The sequence below is a fragment of the Thiobacillus denitrificans ATCC 25259 genome (assembly GCF_000012745.1).
Taxonomy (GTDB): Bacteria; Pseudomonadota; Gammaproteobacteria; order Burkholderiales; family Thiobacillaceae; genus Thiobacillus; species Thiobacillus denitrificans_B.
Genome location: NC_007404.1, coordinates 589,354 through 608,645, shown reverse-complemented (window position 1 = coordinate 608,645; position 19,292 = coordinate 589,354). Strand labels below are relative to the sequence as shown.

General features: G+C 62.1%; 17 protein-coding genes. 9 read left to right on the top strand and 8 right to left on the bottom strand.

The window, feature by feature from the left end; genetic code table 11:
• Positions 1-91 precede the first annotated feature (91 nt).
• Positions 92-2,830, top strand: a complete 2,739-nt coding sequence (locus TBD_RS02915; protein ID WP_011311089.1) for a valine--tRNA ligase — start codon at positions 92-94, stop codon at positions 2,828-2,830.
• 129 nt (positions 2,831-2,959) lie between these two features.
• On the opposite strand, the gene TBD_RS02910 is transcribed toward TBD_RS02915, so the two are convergent.
• The 8 genes from TBD_RS02910 to moaC all read right to left on the bottom strand — a co-directional run bounded on the left by TBD_RS02910 (position 2,960) and on the right by moaC (position 11,270).
• Positions 2,960-4,162: an OmpP1/FadL family transporter gene (locus TBD_RS02910; RefSeq protein WP_011311088.1), complete on the bottom strand. Its 1,203-nt coding sequence runs from the start codon at positions 4,160-4,162 to the stop codon at positions 2,960-2,962.
• Positions 4,163-4,373: 211 nt separating this feature from the next.
• Positions 4,374-4,883, bottom strand: coding sequence for a sulfur carrier protein DsrE2 (gene dsrE2, locus TBD_RS02905; protein WP_011311087.1), 510 nt, complete (start codon positions 4,881-4,883; stop codon positions 4,374-4,376).
• A gap of 79 nt (positions 4,884-4,962) precedes the next feature.
• A complete protein-coding gene (locus TBD_RS02900; protein WP_011311086.1) occupies positions 4,963-5,190 on the bottom strand; it encodes a sulfurtransferase TusA family protein in 228 nt (75 codons plus the stop codon).
• Between the two features lie 135 nt (positions 5,191-5,325).
• Entirely contained in the window at positions 5,326-5,655 is a 330-nt protein-coding gene (locus TBD_RS02895) for a rhodanese-like domain-containing protein (protein WP_011311085.1), read from the bottom strand.
• Between the two features lie 77 nt (positions 5,656-5,732).
• On the bottom strand, positions 5,733-6,671 hold the full coding sequence (locus tag TBD_RS02890) for a dimethyl sulfoxide reductase anchor subunit family protein (RefSeq protein ID WP_011311084.1): 939 nt from the start codon (positions 6,669-6,671) through the stop codon (positions 5,733-5,735).
• A gap of 109 nt (positions 6,672-6,780) precedes the next feature.
• A complete protein-coding gene (locus TBD_RS02885; RefSeq protein WP_011311083.1) occupies positions 6,781-7,476 on the bottom strand; it encodes a 4Fe-4S dicluster domain-containing protein in 696 nt (231 codons plus the stop codon).
• A 44-nt stretch (positions 7,477-7,520) separates the two neighbouring features.
• Positions 7,521-10,397, bottom strand: coding sequence for a molybdopterin oxidoreductase family protein (locus TBD_RS02880; RefSeq protein ID WP_011311082.1), 2,877 nt, complete (start codon positions 10,395-10,397; stop codon positions 7,521-7,523).
• 393 nt (positions 10,398-10,790) lie between these two features.
• Positions 10,791-11,270 carry a cyclic pyranopterin monophosphate synthase MoaC gene (moaC, locus tag TBD_RS02875; protein WP_011311081.1) on the bottom strand — a complete coding sequence of 160 codons (480 nt, stop codon included), beginning with the start codon at positions 11,268-11,270 and terminating at the stop codon, positions 10,791-10,793.
• Positions 11,271-11,350: 80 nt separating this feature from the next.
• Between moaC and TBD_RS02870 the strand changes: the two genes are divergently transcribed.
• The 8 genes from TBD_RS02870 to TBD_RS02835 all read left to right on the top strand — a co-directional run bounded on the left by TBD_RS02870 (position 11,351) and on the right by TBD_RS02835 (position 19,222).
• Positions 11,351-12,826 (top strand): beta-barrel assembly-enhancing protease, encoded by a 1,476-nt coding sequence (locus tag TBD_RS02870; protein ID WP_049750203.1) that lies wholly within the window; start codon positions 11,351-11,353, stop codon positions 12,824-12,826.
• A 143-nt stretch (positions 12,827-12,969) separates the two neighbouring features.
• Complete coding sequence (soxX, locus tag TBD_RS02865; RefSeq protein ID WP_011311079.1) at positions 12,970-13,332, top strand: sulfur oxidation c-type cytochrome SoxX; 363 nt, start codon at positions 12,970-12,972, stop codon at positions 13,330-13,332.
• Positions 13,333-13,368: 36 nt separating this feature from the next.
• Positions 13,369-13,836 (top strand): thiosulfate oxidation carrier protein SoxY, encoded by a 468-nt coding sequence (soxY, locus tag TBD_RS02860; protein WP_011311078.1) that lies wholly within the window; start codon positions 13,369-13,371, stop codon positions 13,834-13,836.
• A 47-nt stretch (positions 13,837-13,883) separates the two neighbouring features.
• Positions 13,884-14,198 (top strand): thiosulfate oxidation carrier complex protein SoxZ, encoded by a 315-nt coding sequence (gene soxZ, locus TBD_RS02855; protein WP_011311077.1) that lies wholly within the window; start codon positions 13,884-13,886, stop codon positions 14,196-14,198.
• 67 nt (positions 14,199-14,265) lie between these two features.
• Entirely contained in the window at positions 14,266-15,111 is an 846-nt protein-coding gene (soxA, locus tag TBD_RS02850) for a sulfur oxidation c-type cytochrome SoxA (RefSeq protein WP_011311076.1), read from the top strand.
• A gap of 150 nt (positions 15,112-15,261) precedes the next feature.
• Positions 15,262-17,004: a thiosulfohydrolase SoxB gene (gene soxB / locus TBD_RS02845; protein WP_041432283.1), complete on the top strand. Its 1,743-nt coding sequence runs from the start codon at positions 15,262-15,264 to the stop codon at positions 17,002-17,004.
• A gap of 351 nt (positions 17,005-17,355) precedes the next feature.
• Positions 17,356-17,781, top strand: coding sequence for a c-type cytochrome (locus TBD_RS02840; RefSeq protein ID WP_011311074.1), 426 nt, complete (start codon positions 17,356-17,358; stop codon positions 17,779-17,781).
• A gap of 37 nt (positions 17,782-17,818) precedes the next feature.
• Entirely contained in the window at positions 17,819-19,222 is a 1,404-nt protein-coding gene (locus TBD_RS02835; RefSeq protein WP_011311073.1) for a cbb3-type cytochrome c oxidase subunit I, read from the top strand.
• The last annotated feature ends 70 nt before the right edge of the window (positions 19,223-19,292 follow it).

The window sequence follows — 19,292 nt, the reverse complement described above, 5'->3', positions numbered from 1 at the left end:
TTGTCGAAATCGCGCGCGGCCTGCCGCCGCCTCCGCATTTCGGGGCTTGTCCCGGCATTTTTTGGGATAATGCCGCCTTTGCGCGCACGCCATGGAACTCGCCAAATCCTTCGAACCCGCTGAAATCGAAAAGCGCTGGTACGCCCGCTGGGAAAGTGCCGGCTACTTCAAGGCGAGGGACAAGCCCGATGCGCCCGCGTACTGCATCATGCTGCCGCCGCCCAACGTGACCGGCACGCTGCACATGGGCCACGCCTTCCAGCACACGCTGATGGACGCATTGACCCGCTACCACCGCATGTCGGGCGACAACACCCTGTGGCAGCCTGGCACCGACCATGCAGGCATCGCCACGCAGATCGTGGTGGAGCGTCAGCTCGATGCGCAGAACATCTCGCGCCACGACCTTGGACGCGAAAAATTCCTCGAAAAAGTCTGGGAATGGAAAGCGCATTCCGGCTCCACCATCACGCGGCAGATGCGCCGGCTCGGCACCAGCCCCGACTGGAGCCGCGAGCGCTTCACCATGGATGCCGGGCTGTCGAAGGCGGTCACCGAAGTCTTCGTGCGGCTCTATCGCGAAGGCCTGATCTACCGCGGCAAGCGGCTGGTGAACTGGGATCCGGTGCTCGGAACGGCTGTGTCCGACCTTGAGGTCGTCAGCACCGAGGAAGACGGCTTCATCTGGGAAATCAACTATCCGCTGGAAGATGGCAGCGGTCACCTGACCGTGGCCACCACGCGCCCGGAAACCCTGCTCGGCGACACCGCGGTCGCCGTGCATCCCGAGGATGAGCGCTATGCGCACCTCATCGGCAAGCACGTGCGCCTGCCGATCGCCGAGCGCAGTATTCCCGTCATCGCGGATGAGTACGTCGATCGCGAGTTCGGCACGGGCGTAGTGAAGATCACCCCTGCGCACGACTTCAACGACTGGCAGGTCGGGCAACGCCACAAGCTCATGGCAATCAGCGTCCTCACGCTCGACGCCAAAATGAACGAGCTCTGCCCCACCGAATACCAGGGACTCGACCGCTATGACGCGCGCCAGACGCTGCTCGACGCACTGCAGGCGAAGGGCCTGCTGGTCTCGGCCAAGCCGCACAAGCTGATGATCCCGCGCGGCGACCGCACCCACGCCGTGCTCGAACCGATGCTCACCGACCAGTGGTTCATGAGCATGGAAGGCCTGGCCAAGCAAGGGCTCGCCGCGGTCGACTCGGGCGAACTGAAATTCGTGCCGGAAAACTGGACCACCACCTACCGGCAGTGGCTGGAAAACATCCAGGACTGGTGTGTTTCGCGCCAGCTGTGGTGGGGCCATCGCATCCCGGCGTGGTACGACGCCGACGGCGAGTTCTACGTCGCGCACACCGAGGAAGAAGCAAGGAAGCAGGCCGGCGGCCGCGAACTGACGCAGGACAACGACGTGCTCGATACCTGGTTCTCCAGCGCGCTGTGGCCCTTCTCGACGTTGGGCTGGCCCGAGCAGACGCCGGAACTGGAGCGCTACCTGCCGACTTCGGTGCTGGTCACCGGCTTCGACATCATCTTCTTCTGGGTTGCCCGCATGGTGATGATGTCGAAGCACCTTACCGGCAAGGTCCCATTCCGCGAGGTGTACGTCACCGGCCTGGTGCGCGACTCTGAAGGCCAGAAGATGAGCAAGTCGAAGGGCAACGTGCTCGACCCGATCGATCTCATCGACGGCATCGCCGTAGGCGACCTCGTCGCCAAGCGCACCCAGGGTCTGATGAACCCCAAGCAGGCCGCCAGCATCGAGAAACGCACCCGCAAGGAGTTCCCCGATGGCATCGCCGCCTACGGTACCGACGCCCTGCGCTTCACGTTTGCTTCGCTCGCCACTCACGGGCGCGACATCAAGTTCGACCTGCAGCGCGCCGAGGGCTACCGCAACTTCTGCAACAAGCTGTGGAACGCCACCCGTTTCGCGCTGATGAACCTGGAAGGCCACGACTGCGGGCAGGAAGCCGACCAGCCGATGGATTTCTCCGATGCGGACCGCTGGATCGCCGCACGTCTGCAACAGGCCATCGGCGACGTGCATGAGGCCTTCGCCGCTTACCGCTTCGACCAGGCGGCGCGCGCGGTCTACGAATTCGTGTGGGACGAATACTGCGACTGGTATCTGGAACTCGCCAAGGTGCAGTTGAACCATGGGACGCCCGAACAGCAGCGCGCCACTCGCCGCACCCTGGCCACCGTGCTTGAAACCACGCTGCGCCTCGCTCACCCCATCATCCCCTTCATCACCGAGGAACTGTGGCAGAAGGTCGCGCCGCTGGCCGGCGTGCACGGCGACAGCATCATGCTGTCTGCCTATCCGCAGGTCGATGAAGCACAACGCCATCCCGGCAGCGTCGCGCGGATGCAATTGCTGAAGGAACTGGTCAACGCCTGCCGCACCCTGCGCGGTGAAATGAATCTGTCACCCGCCCAGCGCGTGCCGCTGGTAATCGAAGGCGATGCCGCCGTAATCAACACGCTGGCGCCCTACATGGTTGCGCTGGGCAAGCTTGGCGAAGTCAGCGCGGTGACCGCGCTGCCGGAAGCCGACGCCCCCGTCGCGCTGGTCGGCGACATGCGGATGATGCTGGTGGTGGAAATCGACAAGGACGCCGAACGTGCACGGCTCGCCAAGGAGATCGCCCGTATCCAGGGCGAGATCAGGAAGGCGGAAACCAAGCTCGCCAACCCCAGCTTCGTCGACAAGGCCCCGGCGGCGGTGGTGCAGCAGGAGCAGGCGCGGCTAGCCGATTTTGCGGCCATGTTGCAGAAACTGGAGGCGCAGCACGCGCGGCTGGGCTGACCTGCCCTAACCCAACCCAAACAAAAAGCGTGGCAGAAGCCGCGTTTTTACAACGAACCGGGTCAATAAAGCTAAAAAAAGCCGGGGTCTCACGACCCCGGCTTTCAGACAGCGCAAAGCTGGTGGTAATTACATCTTCCAGCTGTACTGGACGCCCAGCGAATCCTGGTACATGCGGATGGTATCAGTGCCGCCGCTGTTGCCGTTATAGCCGGATACGTCGTTCTCGAAGGCATGCATGTAAGCCATGGTCAGTTCGTTGCCGGAAGCCAGCGTGTAGGTGAAGCCCAGCGTGGCGTGATCTTTGATCACGGCAGGAGCCAGGATATTGGTGGTCACCTCGCCGCAGTTCACAGAACCCGCACCGCACTCGGTAGCGGTTGCACCCTTGATCGGGTTGTTGGTATGGCTGTAGCCTGCGCGCAGGGTCCATGCCGAGTTGAGCTTGTACTCGGCACCAAGCTTCACGACATTGACGTCATCGTAGCCGAAGCCACCAGCCGAAGGCGCTGCACCAACTGCCTTTACGCCCGAGTAATTGATGCGCTGATAGTCCAGCGCCAGCCTGAGCGCAGAAGTCGCCTGCCACGACGCGCCAAGGTTGTAGTTCTCGGGAATGTCGAAGTCGCCGTTTTCCAGGAACAACCAGTTGTACTTGCTAAACTCGTCGAAATTCATCTTGCTGGCATAAGCCGCACCAATTGTAACCGTCGGTGTGATCTTACCCAGGTACCCGACACGCACGCCGTAGCCGAAAGAATCGTCGTATCCTGCGTTGGGGATGGGGGTTCCGGTATTTGGGTTAACCAAGCCCTCAGCCTTGAAACGCTGATAGCCCAGCAGCGGGGAAATACCGATGGAGTGATTCGGCGCAACCTTGTAGGCAACGGTCGGAGCGACAATCAACTGCATCAGATCGATACCGAGTTTCCCGTTACCACCATACAGGTTGGTCGGGTAATTGGTGTTCATGCCACCGTTACCCACCACGGTCACGCCCAGCGCCAGATCGTTGCTCATCTGGTGCGTGTAGCCGAATTCCGGGATCAGGAAGTAGTTGGAGTCGCTCTTAACCGACACGCCGGGAACGCTCATGCTTGCTTCGCGGCGCGGGCTGAACAGGTCCACGCCCAGATCGAGACGGTTACCTGCGAAAGCCATCGCAGCGGGGTTGTTGGCACCGCCGAAGGCGTCGTCGGTGTTGGTGGTGGCGGCGCCGGCCATGCCCTTGGCCTTCATGCCGTAGCCGTGCGAGAAGTAGCCATTGGTAGCGAAGGCGCTGCCGGCCAGACCAGCCAGCGCCATGAATGCGAATACGCGTGTGAATTTCATTGATGTCTCCTTATGGGCGGAATTACTACAGATCAACTTGTTGTATGACCTACCCGGAAGGCTACGCGTGCTCTAGCGCTTAGACAAGCCAGCCACCCCATCTGGGCGAACAATCAGGGGACGATGTGGTACAAAAGACACACAATAAAAAAGAGCCGAATCACTTCGGCTCTTTTTCATCGGACTGCAAGCTTCGATCAGACGCTGTTTCTTACATGAACAGGCAGATGTCGGTTTCGCCGGCAAATTCGAAGAAGGTGGCGGCACCACCGTATTCGAGACCGTCGATGAAGTCGGAGTGTTCGAAGCCGAACAGTTCGACCGTCATCTGGCAGGCGAGGAACTTGACTTCGGCTTCCTGGCACAGCTCGCGCAGGTCGGGAATGGTCGCCACGCCGTTGTTGGCGATGGTCTGCTTCATCAGGGCCGTTGCGACGCTTTCGTAACCCGGGATAAGCGACTGGATCGCGTTGGGCATGTTCCAGTTGATGCTCTTGAACCATTTCGGGCCAAAGGGCATCTTCATCGGCATGCCGGGGTTGCCCAAGGGGCTCACTTTCAGGACAGACAGATCCTTGCGGAGGAGCTGGAGGCCGTAGAAGGTGAAGAAAATCTGGGTTTCATAACCCAGCGCCGCCGCCGTCGAAGCCAGGATGAACGGGGGGTAAGCCCAGTCCAGCGTGCCCTTGGTGGCAATGATGGCCATTTTTTTGGTATCCATGCTCTGTCTCCTGTTTCGTTAAAAAAACAGCGCCGTGTGTTCTTCTTTGGAACAGTCGGCGCCGGTTAGGTTTCTTTTATTATTTTTTCTTCATGAAGAAGGTGAACTCGCCACCTGCCTCGGCAGTGGACAGCAGTTCGTTGCCGGTCTGCTTGGCGAAGGCCGCAAAATCCTTGACCGAACCCGGGTCGGTCGACAGGATTTTCAGCACTTGTCCGCTGGTGACTTCGGCCAGGGCTTTCTTGGCACGCAGGATGGGCAGGGGACAGTTCAGACCACGTGCATCGAGTTCTTTATCAAAATTCATTCTGTTCTCCTTACATTAAATCGGCATGTACTAAAAAACGCTGCGGTACCTTAAACCAGAAGTTTGCCTATTGCAACCGAAATCGCCGCGCAATAGGCAAAATCAGCCAGTTGGCGTAGTCCCGGCGTCCCATCCTTATCCGGCAGGGCGAATGGCCTGTCCGGCGCGTGCCCAGGCGATGATGCCGCCGGCGAGATTGTGCATGTTCCCATAACCCTTGGAAGCCATGAACGCGCATGCCTGCGCCGAGCGCGCGCCCGAGCGGCAGTAGATCACCACAGGCTTGTCCTGCGGGATGTCGGCCGCACGCAGGGGCAGCAGGTGGAGGGGGATGTGAATCGCGCCGTCGATGACGCCCTGCGCCACCTCGGCCTCGGTCCGCACGTCGATCAAATGCGCGCCCTTGGCGGCAAGCTCTGCAACATAAGCCGAATCCACTTCCTTGAAGCCTGACAGTCCAACCATCGATGTCACTCCTGCATGGAAAATTAGAACCCTCTAATATACATCAGACACCCGCCGCGGCCAAGGCCGCGAACCGATCAGCAGCGCTGCGCGCCGTGATACAGATTGACGACGTGACGGGCCTCGGCAAAAAACAGCCAGCGTTCGACCGCTGCACCGGCGATCCCGGCCATGGCCGCGACCGCGGCGGCGGCCAGTCCCCCCTGCTGCTCGAACACCCAGACCAGCATCACGCCGGGAAGGCCGAAACCCAGGGCGAAGACGACCACCTTGAGCAGTCCGGCCTTCTGGCGTGCGAGTTTGAATCCGAACTCCTGGGTCAGGAAGGTGCCGTGAGTATGACCAGTGTCGAGCAGCTTGACCTTCGCCCGCGTCAGACCGGTCGCGGTATTGATCGTCGGCGTGAGCCCGGGGCTGCGGATCCAGAAATAATAGATCGCCTTGAGCACGGCGGCGATCGAAATGATCAGCGCCGACATCGCGATATAGGGCGTGGTGTCCAGCCCTGCGCGAACCGCGCCGAGGAGCAGCAGCAGGCTGCCGCTGGCGTAGCCCAGCGCGAGGTAATTCGCCGGCACGAGCGGCGTGTTCCACTGGCGGATGGTCTTGAGGCAGGCGTAGATCATGCCGGTCGAAAAAACGGTGATCCATGCCAGCACCGCGGTCAGGAAGCCGACCGTCTCGCGCAGCCACAGGGGGGCGTCGAACCAGATGCTCGCCAGGTAGACCAGCGCCAGCGGCATGAAGGCGATCGCGAACACGCCTTCGCGCGACAGCCAGGACGTGCGGAAGCGGGTCACTGCACGCCAGGCATTTTTCGGATTGGCGAGGTGAAAGGTCGACGACAACAGGCCGAATACGATGAGGCCCAGCGCGATGAGGCCGCCGATCGTGAGCTCTTCGCGGCTGAATCCGCCACCCAGCTTGAAGGAATCGGCGATGAACAGCAGCGAGATGAGGCCGAAGCCTGCGCCCGACGCGACGGTGAAGAAGATGACTGAAAACGCGGGATGCATAGTTATTTCCTAATCAGGGCAACCGGCGGGACCGGCGATCGGCTCCGCGAGCCGCGCCGGACATCACCGATGACGAATACTTCGAACGCGATTTATCTTGCGGCGTCGCTCAACGGCGCACCAGCCTGTTGGCGAACTGCTTGATGCTTTCCTTCAAGCCGCCCTTCGGTTTGGTTTCCACCCCGATCACCGGCTTGCGACGGATCGGCAGATAGGTGTTCGTCGGGTTGTAGTTGAGCTCGGGCATCAGCGGATACCCGCCGCGCTCGCGCACCACGCGCGACACCGCCGAATCGGGATCGTCGAAGTCGCCGAACATGCGCGCGTGCGCCGGGCAGGTCAGCACGCACGAGGGTTGGCGCTCCTCGACCGGCAGGTTCTCGTCGTAGATACGGTCGACGCACAGCGTGCATTTCTTCATCGTGCCGCTCGATCGGTCGAGTTCGCGCGCGCCGTAGGGGCAGGCCCAGGAGCAGTAGTTGCAGCCCATGCACTTATCCTGGTCGATCAGCACGATGCCGTCCTCGGCACGCTTGTACGACGCGCCGGTCGGGCACACCGTGACGCAGTCGGCGTCCTCGCAGTGCATGCACGACATCGGGAAGTTGACGGTCTTGTTGTTCGGATACTCGTCCATCTCGTAATGGCGGATCCGGTTGAACCAGACGCCCGACGGCTCGGCGCCGTAGGGCTGGTAATCCGACAACGGGCCGATGGTGCCGGAGGCGTTCCACTCCTTGCAGGCGATGGCGCAGGCATGACAGCCCACGCACACGTCAAGGTCGATGACCAATCCAAGTCTCATGTTGTGCTCGCTTTATTTATATAGGTACTGCTCAGTTCTGCCGTTCAGTTTTTTTCGTGGCTGCGCGCGTCGTAGCGCAACACGTCGGGGCGCTCGTAACGCTCGTCGCCGGGGAGCGGCTTGAGGACGTCGAACTGCGGCCACGCCCCCGTCTCGCCGGGCGCCGCCTTCCAGATCTTCACCCGCAGGTCGAACCAGGCCGCCTGACCGGTCACCGGGTCGGAGTTGGTGACCCGGCGCTCGCCCGATTTTTCCGGCAGCAGCTCCGAAATCAGGTGATTAAGCAGGAAGCCCTTGGTCGCCTCGGAGGCGTTTTCCTTAAGGCCCCAGGCGCCCTTCTGCTTGCCGATCGCGTTCCAGGTCCAGATCGTGTCTTCCTGCGTGCCTTCCATGGTCTTGACCTGGCAGCGGATCTTGCCGTTGTGCGACTCGACCCAGATCCAGTCGAAGTCCTTGATGCCCATTTCCGCGGCGCGGCGCGCGTTCATGTACATGTAGTTCTGCGCCATGATCTGGCGCAACCACACGTTCTGCGAATCCCACGAGTGGTACATGAACATCGGACGCTGGGTCAGCGCGAAGAAGGGATATTCCTTGGCGTCAACGCGCTGCTGCTCGAGCGGCTCGTACCACATCGGCAGGGGGTCGAAATACTTCACGAGGCGCTCGCGGTCGACTTGGTTGTTCGGCTGCGGGCCGTCGTACAGGCCCTGCCCGGCGAGGCGGAACTTCTGCAGCGGCTCGGAATAGAACTGCATGATGATGGGCTCGACCTTGCCGACGAAGCCGACGTCCGCCGCCACGTCCAGGTAGTCCTTGTTGGCGTAGCGCATGTACTTCTGGTTGTCGGGCCAGTGGTGGGCGAAGAAACTCTGATTCTCGATGTACTTCTGCCACTGATTCGGGTTGGGTTCGCCCTTCAACGACTTGCTGCCGTCCTTGCCGCGCCAGCCGGCGAGGAAGCCCACGCCCGGCGACCGCTCGAAGTTGACGATGAAATCCGGGTAGTCCTTGAACTTGCGCGTACCGTCCGGGTTGGTGAAGGCCGGGAATTTGAGGCGCGACGCCAGCTCGACCATGACTTCCTGCCACGGCCGCACGTCGCGGTCGATCGTGACGAGCGGATAGCGGATCGCGTCGGCAGCGGCGTCGGGCTCCGAAATCGGCCGGTCGAGCAGCGAGATGCAGTCGTGGCGCTCGAGGTAGGTCGTGTCCGGCAGGATCAGGTCGGCGAAATTCGTCATCTCCGAGTGGAAGGCGTCGATGACGACGAGGAACGGGATCTTGTACTCGCCCGGCTCCTCGGGATCCTTCATGCGCAGCATGTCCTGGATGTTCGCCGTGTTCATGGTCGAGTTCCACGCCATGTTCGCCATGAACAGGATCAGCGTGTCGAGCGCATAGGGATCGTGGTTCGTCGCGTTGGTGATGACCATGTGCATCAGCCCGTGTGAGGCGATCGGCACCTCCCACGAGTAGGCCTTGTCGATGCGCAGCGGATTGCCGAACTCGTCGATCACGAGATCTTCCGGACGCGTCGGGAAACCGAGCGGCGGACGCGACAGCGGCGTGTTCGGCGCGTTGATGATGTCGATGTTATTTTCCGGCAGCTGGTGCGGCGGGATCGGCTTCGGGTACGGCGCGCGGGCGCGGAAATTGCCCGGCGCGTCGAGCGCGCCCAGCAGCATCTGGATCATGTGGATCGCGCGGCACGAGTGGAAGCCGTTGGAGTGCGCGGAGATGCCGCGCATCGCATACATCGCGACCGGACGTCCGACGACCTTGTCGTGCTTCTTGCCCCAGACGTCGGTCCATTCGATCGGCAGCTCGACGGTTTCCTGGAACGCGACGTGCGCCATCTCCAGCGCGATGCGCTCGATCGTCTCGGCTGGCAGACCGCACTCGAGCGCGACGTTTTCGGGGGCGTAGCGCGCGTCGAGATAACGCTCGGCCATCAGCGACATCACGGTCTTGACGTGACGGCCGTCGGGCGCGACGTACTCTCCGAACAGGGCTGGAGCGATGTCGCCGTCCATGCCGTTCTTGAATGCTTCCTTGTCGAGATCCCAGATCAGCGGATGGCCGTTTTCGTCGCGCAGGAACAGGCCATCGCCCTTCTGCCCCGGTGTCTGTACGACGAGCCAGGACGCGTTGGTGTAGCGGACCAGAAACTCGTAGTCGAACTGTTCATGCTTGAGCAGCACGTGGACCATCGACATCGCGAGCAGGCCGTCCATGCCCGGCTTGATCGGCAGCCACTCGTCGGCGATCGCCGAATAGCCGGTGCGCACCGGGTTGACCGTGACGAACTTGCCGCCTTTGCGCTTGAGCTTCTCCAGGCCGATCTTGATCGGATTGGACGAGTGGTCCTCGGCGACCCCCCACATCAGGAAGTATTTGGCGTAATCCCAGTCGGGCGCACCGAACTCCCAGAACGAGAAGCCGATCGAATAGAGGCCGGCCGCCGCCATGTTCACCGAGCAGAAACCGCCGTGCGCCGACCAGTTGGGCGTGCCGAACTGCTGCGCCCAGAGGCCGGTGAGCGCCTGCATCTGGTCGCGGCCGGTGAAATAGCCGAGCTTCGACGGATCGGTCGCGCGAATCTCTTCGAGCCGCGCGGTCAAGACTTCGAGCGCCTGATCCCACGAAATCGGCTCGTAAACGCCTTCGCCGCGTTCGGTCCCCGGCTTGCGCATCAAGGGCTGCGTGAGCTTCGCGGTCGAGTACTGTTTCATGATGCCGGCCGAACCCTTGGCACACAGCACGCCCTGGTTGGTCGGATGATTGCGGTTACCCTGGATGAAGCGAACCTTGTTGTCCTCCAGCGTCACCTTGATGCCGCAGCGGCACGCGCACATATAACAAGTGGTGTACCTGATCTGCTGCGCGTCGTGATTTTCGAGTTTTATTTTGGCGTTCATGCTGTCTCTGAGTAAAAAAACCGCCCCGGCGGCCGCTCGAGCCGCGTTTCGGACTGCCCGTTAAACACCTTAGGTGACTGCTGGGACGTCGCAACGGCGTTGCCCGCCGATTGCTACGGGGACGGATATATTAAATATTCCGAATATTTTGTTATTTTGCACGCCTTCAACAGATCCTGGCAAGCAGATCGCCCTTATGACCCTATAAACGGAACAAGGGAAAAATCCTTAATCATTAAGGACTTAAACATCTTTATTTCGTGTGGTCGGCACGAAGCACCGCTTCTCGCCGCGCCGGCCCTGCCATGCAACTTGTCGCCTTTGCGGTGACGCCCGGCGGAAGGCACTCGCCCGTTCCAGCAGATGGCCACCGCCGCCCTGCTGGGCACCGGGCTAATCGGGCAGGCGCCAGTGGCCGGAGCGGCCGCCCTGTTTCTCGACGAGCTGGATGTCGCCGATCTGCATGCCGCGGTCGACTGCCTTGCACATGTCGTAGATCGTGAGGAGGGCTACACTGACCCCGGTCAGTGCCTCCATTTCCACCCCGGTCTTGCCCACGGTCTCGGCTGTCACCGTGCACACGATGCGCGAGACCTCGGTTTCGGGCGCAAAATCGACCACAACTCGAGTCAGCGCGATCGGGTGGCAGAGCGGGATCAAGTCGGCCGTGCGTTTGGTCGCCTGTATCGCAGCGATGCGCGCGACCGCAAGGACGTCGCCCTTGGCGGCCTGCCCGCCGAGAATGCGTCCGAGGGTGTCGGGTAACATGTGGATGGCGCCGCGTGCCGTGGCAACACGGCGGGTGTCGTCCTTGCCCGCCACGTCGACCATGATGGCGCGGCCGCTTTCGTCAAAATGGGTAAACTCGCTCATTGCTGGGAACCTTGTGTCGATTCACGAATCGTAAACCAAATGTCTACTCCCGCCTCGACTTTGGCCCGCGTGCGCTGCTGATGCTGCGATTGCTGCTCGCCATGCTGTTGGCGGCCCAACCCGCCGCTGCCGTCGACCTGCCCGAACTTGGGGAAGTGTCGCGTCAATACTTTTCCGATCAGGAGGAACAGGCGCTGGGACGCGCGATCATGCGCGACGTCTACGTCGACCCGCGCTACCTCGACGATCCCGAGATCGAAACCTACCTCGGCCAACTCGGCTACAAGCTCGTTTCCGTCAGCACGCGCAATCAACGCGAATTCAACTTCTTCGTCGTCGACGACCCGAGCATCAATGCCTTCGCGATGCCGGGCGGCAACGTCGGCGTGCACACCGGGCTGCTGCTCGCGGCGCAAAGCGAATCCGAACTCGCCGGCGTGATCGCCCACGAAATCGCCCACGTGACCCAGGACCATATCGCGCGGATGGTCGCGGCGCAGAGCCAGAGCCAGTGGCCGACGCTGGCGGCGCTTGCGCTTGCCCTGCTCGCGTCCCGTTCCAACCCGAATATCGCGAGCGCGGCGATCGCGTCGAGCCAGGCCTACTCCATCCAGAACCAGCTCAACTACAGCCGGGACTACGAGCGTGAAGCCGATCGCCTGGGCTACGACATGCTGACCCGCGCGGACTACGACGCGCGCGGAATGAGCGGCTTCTTCAATCGGCTGCAGCGTGCGAACCGCTTCTACGACAGCAGCGCGCCGGCCTATCTGCGCACGCACCCGCTCACGACCGAGCGTATCGCCGACATGGAGGCGCGCAGCGAGGCGGCGCCCTATCACCAGAAAGAGGACAGCCTCGACTTCCAGCTGGTGCGCGCGCGCCTGCGCGCCCGCGAGGGCAGCCCGCAGGACGCCGTGCTCGCGGCGCGCGCCGCGCTGAAGGAAAAACGCCACAGCAGCGCGGTGGCCGCGCGTTACGGCCTGGTCGTGGCGCTCATGCGCGCGCGCCAATTCAAAGACGCGGAGCGCGAGGCGCAAACCCTGCTCGGCGGGGCGACGGCACATCCGATGGTCACGCAAGTCGCCGCCCAATCCGCACTTGCCGCGGGCAACCCGGCACTCGCGCTGCAGCGCTACGAGGCAGGTACCGCCGCCTTCCCGGGATACCGGCCGCTGCAGTACGGCTATGTCCGTGCACTGCTCGACGCGCGGAAAAACAAGGATGCGTTGCGTCAGGTCGACACACAGCTCGCCCTGTATCCTCTTGACCGCCGCTTGTGGCGACAGGCCGCCGAAGTGCACGCACGTCTGGGGCATCGCCTGCTGAGCCATCAGGCGATGGCCGAATCGCTCGCGCTCGGGGGCAACCTGGTCGGCGCGATCGAGCAGGTCTCGCTCGGCATCAAGGCCGGCGACGGCAGCTTTCATGAACTCTCGGCCGCCGAAGCAAAGCGCCGCGAGTGGCAGGAAGCCGAAAAGGCGCAGCGCAAAGACGGCCAGCCGGCGGGGTCTTCGCGCGCGTTCGATGCTGGTAGGAAATTACCTCGAGAATAGGTTCGAAAAACGCTTGCCCGGTATTGCATGGCAAAAAGCAATTCCACTATGCTTCGTCTCATCCATGAGATGTGGATAGCGCTCACTGCACGTTTGCCCCGGGGGGCGCTTTCATCACCACGTAAAAAATTAGGAGGATGACAATGCGTAAGTTGCACCAGCTAATCACGGCCTGCGCGCTCGGCACCATCGCGCTGACGGGCAACGCGCTCGCCGCGGAGCCCGCCAAGGAACCGAGCGGCAAGGAACTCGCATTCAACAACAAGAAAGGCAACTGCCTCGCGTGTCACGGCATGCCGACGGTGCCCGACGCAGTCTCGACCGGCATGTACGGTCCACCGCTGATCGCGATGAGCGCACGTTACCCGGACAAGGCCAAGCTGCGGGCCCAGATCTGGGACGCCACCGTGGCGAACCCTTCCACCACGATGATTCCCTTTGGCAAGCACGGGGTGTTGACGGAAGCCGAAATCGATAAGGTGACCGACTTCGTGTACGGTCTGTAATCATCCCTTGCATTGTTAATTCAGGAGATACACTCAATGAATGCACTTCGTAGAAACGTACTGAAAAGCGCTGCCGGCGCCGGTACTGTGGCCGTCGCCGTGGCTGCCGGCCTGCTCAAGCCGACCCAGGCGCTCGCCGCGTGGAACAAATCGGCCTTCGAGGCCAAGAACGTCGCCGACGCGATGAAAGGGCTGGGTTCCTCGGGCCCGTCCGACAGCAAGGACATCATGATCAAGGCGCCGGACATCGCCGAAAACGGCGCCGTCGTGCCGGTCGAGATCACCAGCAAGCTTCCCGACACGACCAGCATCGCGATCCTCGCCGAGAAGAACGCCAGCCCGCTGGTCGCCGAATACGCGCTCGCCGGCGGCACGCAGGGCTATGTCTCGACGCGCATCAAAATGGGCCAGACCTCGCTCGTGCGCGCCGTCGTCAAGGCCGGCGGCAAGTCCTACACGGCGGCGAAGGAAGTGAAAGTCACCATCGGCGGTTGCGGCGGCTGATCGAGCCCACCTGACCTCCCTCATTCATATTCAGGAAAGGAAGCCAAATGGCTGAACCCATGCGTATCCGCGCCACCATGTCGGGCGACGTCGCAGACGTCAAAGTGCTCATGAACCACCCGATGGAAACCGGCCTGCGTAAAGACGCGAAGACCGGTCAACTCGTGCCCGCCCACTTCATCCAGGAAGTGACCGCCACGGTCAACGGCACCAACGTGCTGACCGCTTCGCTCGGCAGCGGCGTGTCCAAGAACCCCTACCTCGGCTTCAAGGTCAAGGGCCCGAAAAAAGGCGACAAGGTCGTCGTCAACTGGTCGGACAACAAGGGCGACAAGAACAGCGCCGAAGCGACCATCAGCTGATTCATGCGCGACACGAGCGGGGCAATGCCCCGCTCGCGCTTTATTCATCAGGTTTCAGGAGGACGGCATGAAACAACAAATCATTACGAAGCTGCTGACCGGCATGGCCGGACTGGGCATCGCACTCGGCGCCGCGACGGCATACGCCTCGCCCGAGTCGGATCGCCAGGAATTCATCCAGTACTACACGTCGAAGTACCCCAACATCAAGCTTGAGGACTACGTCTACGGCGCACTCGCCTTCGACGCCGACAGCAAGGCCCAGTACGAGGCCATCATGGAATTCCCGCCCTTCGAAGCGGAGATCGAGGCGGGCCAGACCTTGTGGGAAACCCCGTTCAAGAACGGCAAGACCTACGCCGACTGTCTGCCCAACGGCGGCCGCCAGATCGCTGGCAACTATCCGATGTTCGACGAGGCCAAGGGCAAGGTCGTGACGCTGGAGGCGGCGCTCAACGACTGCCGCGTCGCGAACGGCGAAGCGCCCTACAAGATCAGCGACAAGAACACGCTCGGCAAGCTCACCGCCTATATGCGCACGCTGTCCGACGGCATGCTGATGAACATCAGGGTGCAGAGCCCGAAAGCGATGGCCGCATATGAAGACGGCAAGAAGACCTTCTTCTCGCGCAAGGGCCAGCTGAATTTCGCCTGCGCCAGCTGCCACGTGCAGAACGCCGGCGTACGCCTGCGCTCCGAGCTGATCTCGCCCGCCGTCGGCCACGCCGTGCACTGGCCCGTGTTCCGCGGCGGAGACAATCTCGTGACGCTGCAGAACCGCTACACCGGCTGCTTCAAGCAGGTCCGCGCCGTGCCGCCCGCAGAAGGCAGCGAGACGATGAACAACCTGGAGTACTTCCACTCCTCGCTGTCCAACGGCCTGCCGATGAAGGCATCGGTGTTCCGCAAGTAAACACGCCTCGCGCACCCCGAGAAAAAAGCCCGGCCAACCGGGCTTTTTCTTTGTTCCATCGTGGAACATGGGCAGGAGCTACTATTTACCGGGCTCGCCGGCAAACTGACAATAGAGCCGATTCCAGCTACCGATTCCGAGGAGACCCCCATGCACATGAACCGCCGCGAGTTCCTGCAACTGCTCGCCGTCGCGGCCGCGTCCGGCATGGCGCTGGACAGCAAGTCCGCGCTCGCCGGCAAGGCCCCGGCCAATTTCTACGACGTGCCGCGTCACGGCAACGTCTCCTTCCTGCACTTCACCGACTGCCACGCCCAGCTGCTGCCGGTGTGGTTCCGCGAGCCCAACGTCAACCTCGGGGTCGGCGCCGCGCACGGCAAGGCGCCGCACCTGGTCGGCCAGCATCTGCTCAAACAGTTCGGCATCAAGCCGGGCAGCGCCGAAGCCCATGCCTTCACTTACCTCGACTTCACCGAAGCGGCCAAGGTCTACGGCAAGGTCGGGGGCTTCGCCCATCTGAAAACGCTCGTGGACAAGCTGCGCGCGCAGCGCCCGGGCGCGCTGCTGCTCGACGGCGGCGATACCTGGCAGGGCTCGGCGACTTCGCTGTGGACCAACGCTCAGGACATGGTCGACGCCTGCATCAAGCTTGGCGTCAATGTCATGACACCCCACTGGGAGTCGACCTTCGGCGCCGAGCGCGTGCTGGAAATCGTGAACGGCGACTTCAAGAAGGCGAACATCGATTTCGTCGCGCAGAACGTCGTCACCAACGACTTCGGCGACCAGGTGTTCAAGCCCTACGTCATGAAGGACATGAACGGCGTCAAGGTCGCGGTGATCGGCCAGGCTTTCCCCTACACGCCGATCGCGAACCCGCGCCACATGGTGCCGGACTGGAGCTTCGGCATCCGTGACGACAGCATGCAGCAGTTCGTCGACCAGGCCCGCGCCGAAGGCGCGAAGGTCGTCGTCGTGCTCTCGCACAACGGCATGGACGTCGACCTCAAGATGGCGAGCCGCGTGACCGGCATCGACGCGATCTTCGGCGGACACACCCACGACGGCGTGCCGCAGCCGACGAAAGTCAAGAACGCAAAGGGCGTGACGCTGGTCACCAATGCCGGCTCCAACGGCAAGTTCCTCGGTGTCATGGACTTCGACGTGCGCGGCGGCAAGGTGCAGAGCTACAAATACCGCCTGCTGCCCGTGTTCTCCAACCTGCTGCCCGCCGACCCGGGCATGGACGCCTTCATCAAGCAGGTGCGCGCGCCCTACGAAGCCAAGCTGAGCGAAAAGCTCGCCGTCACCGACGACTTCCTCTACCGCCGCGGCAACTTCAACGGCACCTGGGACCAGTTGCTGGTCGACGCGCTGATGGAGGTCAAGGGCGCCGACGCGGCGTTCTCGCCCGGTTTCCGCTGGGGGACCACGCTGCTGCCCGGTGACGCGATCACGATGGAACGGCTGATGGACCAGACCGCGATCACCTATCCGCAGACCACGCTCACCGAGATGACGGGCGAAACGATCAAGACGATCATGGAAGACGTCGCCGACAATCTGTTCAACGCCGACCCGTACTACCAGCAGGGCGGCGACATGGTCCGCGTCGGCGGCATCGAGTACACGATCGACCCGAACAAGAAGATCGGCCAGCGCATCGGCGACATGAAGCTGAACGGGAAACCGGTCAGCGCCGACAAGACCTACATGGTCGCGGGCTGGGCGCCGGTCGGCGAAGGCGTCCAAGGCGAACCGGTATGGGACGTCGTCGCCACTTACCTGCGCGACAAGAAAGTGATCAAAGGCCTGAAGCTCAACGAACCGAAGATCGTCGGCGTGGGCAAATCCAATCCAGGCATCGCTGCCTACTCGGGCGGCCTCTCGTAAGGCGCGTGACGACACGCTGAACAAAAAGGGGCGAAAGCCCCTTTTTTTCATTCTCTCCTTACTGCCCCTATGCCGGCGGGGCGGCCGCGCTGGTCACGAGCCTCCCGGCGGCCCGAGGAACCCGGCAAAAGTCCGCCCGCGCGACAAGCCTGCGCCGCGGGATGCGGTTCGTCCATGACTTAGATCAACGCCTGTCTCGTCCGAGCAACAGGCGAATTTTCCGCTTGCCAAAACATGCACGATAAATATATATTTAGATCGCGATATGACCGCGCGAGGCGCAAGGCAGCTGGAAACGGCGCCGCAGCACGGGATTCGTAGCCAACCCAGTAAACGAAAGGGACCCACCAAATGAGCTCGGCATTCACAAAATCCGCAGCCCGCAACATCTTCTACGGCGGCGCGGTGTTCTTCTTCCTGTTGTTCATCGGCCTGACCTTCGACACGATGACGACGCTTCCCAAACGCGACAACCGAGCCAATCTGACCGACTCGGCCTTGCGCGGCAAGCACATCTGGGAGACGCGCAACTGCATCGGCTGCCACACCCTGATGGGTGAAGGTGCCTATTTCGCGCCCGAGCTCGGAAACGTCTACGCGCGGCGCGGTCCCGACTTCATCAGGACCTGGATGAAGATCCAGCCGAGCGGGGCACCCGGCCGTCGCCAGATGCCGAACTTCCAGCTGACCGACGCGCAGCTCGACGACCTCGTCGCCTTCCTGAAATACGCCTCCGAGGTGAACACCTCGAAATGGCCGCCAAACATCGAGGGTTGAGAATGTCCATCCACGTAACCAGCACTTGGGGAACGATATGAAATACCAATCACAGGCCGTCGCGAAGCCCTATTTCATCGCGGCAATCGGTCTTTTTCTGGGTCAGATCCTGTTCGGGCTGATCATGGGCTTGCAGTACGTGGTCGGGGACTTCCTGTTCCCGGCGATCCCGTTCAACGTGGCGCGGATGGTGCATACCAACCTGCTGATCGTGTGGCTGCTGTTCGGCTTCATGGGCGCCGCCTACTACCTGATTCCCGAGGAATCTGAACGCGAGCTGCATAGTCCCAAGCTCGCGCTGGCGATGTTCTGGATCTTCCTCGTCGCCGGGGCCGCGACCATCTTGGGTTATCTTTTCGTGCCTTATGCGTCCCTGGCCGAAATGACCGGCAACAACCTGCTCGCGACCATGGGTCGGGAATTCCTCGAGCAGCCGCTGCCCACGAAGGTCGGCATCGTCATCGTCGCGCTCGCGATGCTGTACAACCTGTCGATGACCGTGCTGCGTGGCCGCAAGACCGCGATCAACCTCGTGATGCTGGTCGGCCTCTGGGGCCTCGCGATCTTCTTCCTGTTCTCGTTCTACAACCCGGGCAACCTGGTCAAGGACAAGTACTACTGGTGGTGGGTCGTTCACCTCTGGGTCGAAGGCGTGTGGGAACTGATCATGGGCGCAATGCTGGCCTTCGTGCTGATCAAGGTCACCGGCGTCGACCGCGAAGTCATCGAAAAGTGGCTCTACGTGATCATCGCCATGGCGCTCATCACCGGCATCATCGGCACCGGCCACCACTACTACTGGATCGGCGCGCCGGAGTACTGGCAGTGGTGGGGCAGCGTGTTCTCCGCACTTGAACCGATTCCGTTCTTCATGATGACCGTCTTCGCGTTCAACATGGTCAACCGTCGTCGGCGTGAACACCCGAACAAGGCGGCCGTGCTGTGGGCACTCGGCACCGGCGTCATGGCCTTCCTCGGCGCCGGCGTCTGGGGCTTCCTGCACACGCTCGCACCGGTCAACTTCTACACCCACGGCAGCCAGATCACCGCCGCCCACGGCCACATGGCGTTCTACGGCGCCTATGCGATGGTCGTGATGACGATGATCAGCTACACCATGCCGCTGCTGCGTGGCCGCGTCGCCAACAGCGCCACGGCGCAGGTCATGGAGATGTGGTCGTTCTGGCTGATGACGATCTCGATGGTGTTCATCACGCTGTTCCTGACCGCTGCGGGCATCCTGCAAATCTGGCTGCAGCGCATCTCCGACACGCCGATGCCCTTCATGGCGGCGCAGGAGCAGGTCGCGCTGTTCTACTGGATGCGTGAAGTGGCTGGCCTCGTGTTCCTGGTCGGCATCCTGCTCTACATCGGCAGCTTCTTCGTCAAGGGCAAGGAAGTCACCGTCAGCACCACGGCGACGGCGGCTGCCGCAGCCTAAACCCTGATCCGCCCGGTTCGCCGGGCGGAAACGGAAACGATCTTGAACGTCTCCCTAACAATTCCAACAC